We start from the raw sequence: 428 nt of genomic DNA, 5'->3' as shown, positions 1-428 counted from the left end.
CTCCTCTACAACGTCCAGTGGATGTCGCGCAAGTTCAAGGAACTGCAGGAGAAGGGACATCCCGTTGATGCCGAGGTGCTGAAGGTGCTTTCCCCTTACCGGCGCGAGCATATCAATCGGCTCGGGGACTACTGCTGGACCTCCAGAGACGGGCTCCGCCACTCGACCCAACGATAGATTTTCTTGTCAAATCAGCCACTTAGTGGAGATGCGTCGGATTTTTTACGAATAGCGGCCAACCCTCAGGAGACGCTCCAGGACCTCTTATGGAGAGTCAGTCTGCCGGCGCCATTGTGGGGTCCGGCAGATTCGGCGTCGTTTCAACTACGGATGAATGCCAACAGGTCGGCGTTGAACCTGTCCTTGTGCGTGTCGGTGAGCCCATGCGGCGCACCGGGGTAGACGATCAGCTTCGCGTTCCTGACGAG

The 428-nt window shown here is 57.7% G+C and carries 2 pseudogenes; one reads left to right on the top strand and one right to left on the bottom strand.

The window, feature by feature from the left end:
* Positions 1–203, top strand: a pseudogene (locus tag AC1DKD_RS42200) (Tn3 family transposase); the annotation flags it as partial.
* A 117-nt stretch (positions 204–320) separates the two neighbouring features.
* On the opposite strand, the pseudogene AC1DKD_RS42195 reads toward AC1DKD_RS42200, so the two are convergent.
* Positions 321–428: pseudogene (locus tag AC1DKD_RS42195) on the bottom strand (alpha/beta fold hydrolase); the annotation flags it as partial.

This window comes from Cupriavidus sp. 05T313, from assembly GCF_056396665.1.
This window is presented reverse-complemented; position numbering and strand designations above follow the sequence as displayed.